The 6,001-nt window shown below is 68.6% G+C and carries 5 protein-coding genes; 4 read left to right on the top strand and 1 reads right to left on the bottom strand.

The genetic code is table 11. The annotated features are described in order from the left end of the window. Positions 1-238: 238 nt before the first annotated feature. Together ACQKIP_RS37390 and ACQKIP_RS37385 are read left to right on the top strand one after the other, a co-directional pair. Positions 239-2,197, top strand: a complete 1,959-nt coding sequence (locus ACQKIP_RS37390; RefSeq protein WP_365853743.1) for an acyl-CoA dehydrogenase family protein — start codon at positions 239-241, stop codon at positions 2,195-2,197. A 64-nt stretch (positions 2,198-2,261) separates the two neighbouring features. Continuing rightward, complete coding sequence (locus ACQKIP_RS37385; protein ID WP_365853745.1) at positions 2,262-2,552, top strand: hypothetical protein; 291 nt, start codon at positions 2,262-2,264, stop codon at positions 2,550-2,552. A 12-nt stretch (positions 2,553-2,564) separates the two neighbouring features. On the opposite strand, the gene ACQKIP_RS37380 is transcribed toward ACQKIP_RS37385, so the two are convergent. Continuing rightward, positions 2,565-3,083, bottom strand: a complete 519-nt coding sequence (locus tag ACQKIP_RS37380) for a MarR family winged helix-turn-helix transcriptional regulator (RefSeq protein WP_365853747.1) — start codon at positions 3,081-3,083, stop codon at positions 2,565-2,567. 40 nt (positions 3,084-3,123) lie between these two features. Here ACQKIP_RS37380 and ACQKIP_RS37375 point away from each other — a divergent pair, with 40 nt between their 5' ends. Both ACQKIP_RS37375 and ACQKIP_RS37370 read left to right on the top strand, forming a co-directional pair. Then, positions 3,124-4,056: an EamA family transporter gene (locus ACQKIP_RS37375; RefSeq protein WP_365853749.1), complete on the top strand. Its 933-nt coding sequence runs from the start codon at positions 3,124-3,126 to the stop codon at positions 4,054-4,056. 1,268 nt (positions 4,057-5,324) lie between these two features. Further along, the coding region (locus ACQKIP_RS37370; RefSeq protein ID WP_427745157.1) for an AMP-binding protein at positions 5,325-6,001 on the top strand (677 nt) is incomplete at its 3' end.

The following is a 6,001-nucleotide window of genomic DNA, read 5'->3' as shown; positions in this document are numbered from 1 at the left end:
GGCGTCAGGAACGTCCGGTTCCGCCCGTCCGACAGCGGCAAGTGCATCGGCATCGCCGATGACGCCACCACCGCGGGAGCCGAAGCGATCGCCGAGCGGTGTACCGGCGCACAGGACCAGCGGTTCCTGGTCAAGAAGGGCTGACCCTCCGCGCTGCGCCCGGCTGACCGGCGACGCGTGACCGCTGGATGGACCAAGCCACCGATTTGATCTCCCCGCGGCCGGGTAGCAGGGCGACATGGTCACCGAAAGCGCCGCTTCCCCGCAGGGCTACGTGCAGCCCGACATCGACGTCCAGGCCCTGGCCGAGTTGCTCGACGGCGAATACGCCGAGGTCCGCGACTTGGTGCGTACCAACCTGACGACGTACGCAGGCGTACTGGACGAGGCGGAGCAGCTCGGCTTCGACGAGTTCCGCGAGCGCGTGCGTGAGGTCGTGGTCGAGATGGCGGCCACGGGCCAGACCGGCATGGGTTTCCCGAAGGAGTACGGCGGGGGCGGCGACATCGGCGCCTCGATCGCCGCGTTCGAGACGCTCGCTTTCGGTGATCTGTCGGTTCTGGTGAAAGTCGGCGTGCAGTTCGGGCTCTTCGGCGGTGCCATCCTGCACCTGGGCACCAAGCGTCACCACGAGGCCTACCTGCCGCGTCTGATCACCGGTGAGCTGATGGGCTGTTTCGCGATGACCGAGACCGGACACGGCTCCAACGTGCAGGCCCTTGGCACCGTGGCCCGGTACGACGCCGCAAGCCAGGAGTTCGTCATCACCACCGGCACGGACCAGGCGCGCAAGGACTACATCGGCAACGCGGCCCGGCATGCCGAGCTGGCGGTCGTCTTCGCCCAGCTGGAGGTGGACGGAGAGCAGCAGGGGGTGCATGCGTTCGTCGTGCCGGTCCGGGTGGACGGTGAGGTGGCCCCCGGTGTCCGGATCGAGGACGACGGCCGCAAGATGGGCCTCAACGGCGTGGACAACGGCCGGATCTGGTTCGACGGCGTACGGGTGCCGCGCGAGGCGCTGCTCAACAAGTTCGCCGACGTCACGCCCGAGGGGGTCTACCAGAGCCCGATCGACAATCCGGGGCGCCGCTTCTTCACCATGCTGGGCACGCTGGTGCAGGGGCGGGTCAGCGTCGCGGGCGGCGCGGTCAACGCCGGCAAGGTCGCGCTGACGATCGCCACCAAGTACGCGGACCGGCGGCGGCAGTTCGAGGCGTCGTCGGACGGCGAGGAGCAGGTGCTGCTCGACTACGGCATGCACCAGCGCCGACTGCTCCCGCTCATCGCGCGCACCTACGCGCTGCACTTCGCCCAGGACGTCCTGCGCACCCAGCTGCACGAGGTCTTCTCGGGGGACGGGGACGACGAGCAGGCGCGGCGCGAGCTGGAGGCGCGGGCCGCGGGCACCAAGGCGCTGGGCACCTGGCATGCCACGCGCACGATCCAGGAGTGCCGCGAGGCGTGCGGGGGCGCCGGATATCTCGCCGCCAACCGGTTCGCCGCCCTGAAGGCAGACAGCGACGTCTTCGCAACGTTCGAGGGCGACAACCACGTGCTGCTCCAGTTGGTGGCCAAGGGGCTGCTCACCCATTACGCGAGTGAGTTCGAGAGCATGGACCAGCTCGGCATGGTCCGCTATGTCACGGGTCTTGCCGTGGAGACGGTCATCGAGAAGACCTCGGCGCACAAACTCCTGGAACGCGTACGGGACTTGCTGCCGGGCGGCGACGAGTGGGACCAGGAGGCGGGCCTGTTCGATTCGGAGTATCAGCTGGCCATGCTGCGCTACCGCGAGGAGCACATGCTCGCCGGTGCGGCGCGCCGCCTCAAGCGCGGCATGGACCAGAAGGCTCATCCCGGCGTCGTCTTCTCCCAGGTGCAGGACCACGTCATCGCGGTGGCCCACGCGCATGTCGAGCGGCTGGTGCTCGAGGCGTTCGTCGACAAGATGCGCGAGCTGCCCGACGGCGACAACAAGGTCGCGCTGGGGCTGCTGTGCGACCTCTTCGCCCTCTCCACGATCGAGGCGGACCGCGCCTGGTTCATGGAGCACGGCCGGCTGACACTGCAACGCTCCAAGGCGATCAGCCGCGAGGTCAACGCCCTGTGCCGAAAGGTCCGCCCGCTGGCGACCGACTTCGTCGACGCCTGGAACATCCCGCCGCAACTGCTGCGCTCCCCCGACCTGGTGGGCTGAGCGGGCCGGCCACGGCCTGCCGTACGGGCTGACAATCGACACCGCGGATCAGCACACTGAGCGCATGCGCTATGAGGAGAAGGCGAAGCTCACCGCCGCGAAGCTGCTGGTGCCGTTGGGCATCCTGGCCGTCTCCCCCGTGCTGCTGGTGGCCGGGGCGCCGCTTCGGCACCGCTACCTGCGCTACCTCTACCGGGACGGGGCGCCGCTGGTCCTGGACAAGAAGCACGGGCAGATCACTGTCCACTGGTTCGTCGTCAGCAACTTCCTTTTCCTCTGGCTGTGCTGGCCCACGGAGGCCGTCGCCCGCCTCCTCGCGCGCCGGGGTCGGGCACGAGGCCGGGGTCGGGCATGAGGGGTTGAGCGATCAGGCAGGCGGGGGCGGGTTTTCCATGCGGGTGAGCCAGGTGGTGAGCAGTCCTTCGAGGGATTCGCTCTCGGTGCGCGTCAGCAGGTCGAGCAGGCGGCGTTCGTTGTGCATGTGCTCGGTGAACGCCCGGTCGATCAGTTCGCGTCCGGGCCGGGTGAGGGCGACGATCCGGCCGCGCTGGTCGTCGCCGGAGCGGCGGCGGGTGACCAGACCGGCGCGCTCCAGGCGGTCGATCCTCTTGGTCATCGCACCGGTGGTGACCATGGTGTGGGCGGCGAGTTCGCCGGGCGCGCGCTCGAAGGGCTCACCGGCGCGGCGCAGGGCGCACAGGACGTCGAACTCCCCCTCGCTGAGGCCGTATCGGCCGTAGACAAGGCACAGCTCTTCGGTGAGCCGGCCGGCCAGGCGGTGCAGGCGGCCGATCACGCCCTGCGGGGTGACGTCGACGTCCGGCCGTTCGCGGCGCCAGTCGGCCTGGATGCGGGCCACGCGGTCAGGCGGTTTCGGATCGTCCATGCACTCCACTATAGCTTCCCGGGAAGCTACATTTGCTTCCATGGAAGCTAATCTGCGCTGGGTGGCCCTGACCGCCGTCGCACCGGTGGCCTGGGGAGCCAACTACTTCGTCACCCATGAGTTCCTGCCGGCGGACCGCCCGTTCTACGGGGCCGCCCTGCGGGCACTGCCCGCCGGTCTCATCCTGCTGGGCCTGTGCCGGCAGCTGCCGCGCGGCGTGTGGTGGTGGCGGTCGGCAGTCCTCGGTCTGCTCAACGTGAGCGTGTTCTTCGTGCTCGTCTACGCCGCTTCCCAACTGCTGCCGACGAGCATCGCCTCGACGGTCATGGCGCTGTCGCCGCTGGCGATGATGCTGCTCGGCTGGGCGATGGTCGCCGAGCGGCCCGGCAGCACGCACCTGGCCGGGGCCGCGATCGGGCTCGGCGGGGTCTGTCTGATGCTGTTCACCGGGACTACGGAGGCGAGCGTGCCGGGAGTGCTCGCCTCGGCCGCGGCCATGCTGATGTCGTCCTTCGGCTACATCCTGGCCAAGCGGTGGAGCGCGGGCATCGACGTACTCGCCTCGACCGCCTGGCAGCTCACCGCCGGAGGGCTGTTCCTGCTGCCGGCCGCCGCGGCCGTGGAGGGCCCGCCGCCCGCCCTCAGCGCACCTCAGTTCCTTGCGTTCGGCTACGTCGCCCTGGTCGCCACCGCGCTGGCCTTCGTCGCCTGGTTCACCGGGCTGCGGCATCTGCCCGCGGGGACGGTGGGCCTGGTGGGGCTGCTCAATCCGGTCACCGGTGTGGTGCTGGGCACGATGGTCGCCGGGGAGATGCTGACACTCCAGCAGCTGTGCGGCCTGGCACTGGTCCTGGCCGGGGTGGTCCTGGGCCGGCCCGCACGCACAGCCCGGGGGCAGAGCGGTCCGCGCTCCGCCCCTCCGGCACCCGAAGGACGTCCCGCTCCCGGATCCGCCGCACGCAATCCGCGGTGAGGGCCGACAGCGAATCAGAAGCGCGGGAGCAGGCATCCGGCCCGCCGAACTGCCGTCGGGGTTCCGCAGGGGCATAAGGGACTGAGAGCCCCGGTGCCAGCCGGCTCACTACCCGGTTCGGGCCGAACCACTACCTGGTTCTGCCCGCCGCACTACCCGGTTCGTTCTGGCTCGATCAGGCGGCTTCGGTCCCAGCGTAGCTGTGCGCGACGTCACGGCGTGCTACCGGACACATCCGACCGCACGGCCGACGCTACGCGCCTCCTTGCGGCCCAACTGCTCCGATTGATCGGCAGGTTGGGTACCGACCACGGTTCGTCCAGGTCAGCGCCCCGCCCGCCCCCTCCAGGTCCGGCGGGCCGGCCCGGCCAGAGCGGCCTGCCGCGCCGCGCGTCCGACCGGCGCCCGCGCACCCTCCCGGCCTTCTCCTCGCCCCGCGGCACTTCTCCGCTCCCCGGGAAAACGCGTACTCCATGCATGTACTGAGTTGAGAGTGACGGCTGTTCCCGACGCCTAGCGGCAAGTCAACCCGCATTTTCGGCCAACCGGACACTCCTTGCCGGAAGTTGGTTTCTGTAAAGCCGGGGTCCCGTTTCGCCAGCACGCGTACACATACGGTCGTCAAGCAGACGCAAACCGGATGACGATCGACCATTCGCAACTTACGCAGTCCGGCCAACCCGCAAGTTTTGTAACAGAATTAATGTTTTACAAGGCCTGTTCCCAGCATTTAGTGTGAGCGCTCAGAAAGAGACGACTCGCCGGTATCAGGAATTCACCTCCGGGCCCGATGGTCCGGACCAGCTGATCGCAGACCCGGCCAGTCAAAACGGGGAGAGTGTAAAGGTATGTTCGGGAAACTTTTTATGGTGACCCAGCTCATAGTTCCACGCTGCTGACACCTTCTGAGCGCTGGCAGGGGCACCGCGCGCAGCCGCGCGTCCCCCCCTCCGTCGCAGGCGACCGCCCATCTGCGCATGTCATGCACGGCATGCACGTGATGCGCGCCTGAGCGCTTTCCGGCCGGGACGGAACCCGCGCACCGCGTTCCGTCACGCCCTTTTCTTTCCAGCGCTCCCTGACTGTTTTCGCACGACGGTAAACGGCCGACGGTCGATTTGTGCTGCCCTTTCGGCACGACCATTTCCGGTCCGGGCTTCAGCGGATTCCATCGAAGCCTTTCCAGTGACGCACCCAACAGTTAACGGATTCCAGGTCAGAGAATGATGACGAACCCTACGGGGCCCAAGGAATTGTCCCTGTCAGACATGCTGAGCGCGGCCGTGGTCGCCCAGCCCGACCGTATCGCCGTCTTCTGCGGCGCGGAGAGACTGACTTTTCAGCAGCTCGGTGAGCGGAGCGGAAACACGGCGGACCGGCTGCGGCACCTCGGTGCCACGGCCGGTGAACCGGTCGGCATTTTCATGCAGCCTTCCGTCGACCTCATGGTGAGCGTCTGGGGCGTCCTGCGCGCGGGCGCCGCCTATCTGCCGCTGTCGCCCGAGTATCCCGACGAACGCGTGCGCTACATGGTCGCGGATTCCCGGACCAAGGTCATCCTGACGGACCAGTCCCTGGTCGCCCGCCTCGCCGCGATGACCCCGCCCGAAACGAAGATCGTCACCGTCGCCCCGGCGCACACCCGCCGGCAGACGGAACCGCGGACGGCAGCAGACGCGAACACCCTTACCGAATCGCCCAGTTCGCAGGCTCCCGCACCGGCAGGCCCCGACGACCTCGCCTACGTCATCTACACCTCCGGCAGCACGGGCAACCCGAAGGGCATCGGGATCGAGCACCGCAGCATCGTCCACCAGATGCGCTGGATGGCCGACGAACAGGGCCTGGACCGCACGAAGACGGTGCTGCAGAAGACGCCGCTGAGCTTCGACGCCGCCCAGTGGGAGATCCTCGCGCCCGCCTGCGGCGCCGGCGTGGTGATGAT

The organism is Streptomyces sp. NPDC059900 (genome assembly GCF_050270335.1).
Taxonomy (GTDB): domain Bacteria; phylum Actinomycetota; class Actinomycetes; order Streptomycetales; family Streptomycetaceae; genus Streptomyces.
The sequence above is the reverse complement of the archived record's forward strand: the minus strand, read 5'-3'. Positions and strand labels throughout refer to the sequence as shown.

What these genes read in the sequence shown, in the direction of transcription:
- ACQKIP_RS37390 (WP_365853743.1), top strand. Translation starts at nt 239, where the DNA reads ATGGTCACCGAAAGCGCCGCTTCCCCGCAGGGCTACGTGCAGCCCGAC.
- ACQKIP_RS37385 (WP_365853745.1), top strand. Translation starts at nt 2,262, where the DNA reads ATGCGCTATGAGGAGAAGGCGAAGCTCACCGCCGCGAAGCTGCTGGTG.
- ACQKIP_RS37375 (WP_365853749.1), top strand. Translation starts at nt 3,124, where the DNA reads ATGGAAGCTAATCTGCGCTGGGTGGCCCTGACCGCCGTCGCACCGGTG.
- ACQKIP_RS37380 (WP_365853747.1), bottom strand. Translation starts at nt 3,083, where the DNA reads ATGGACGATCCGAAACCGCCTGACCGCGTGGCCCGCATCCAGGCCGAC.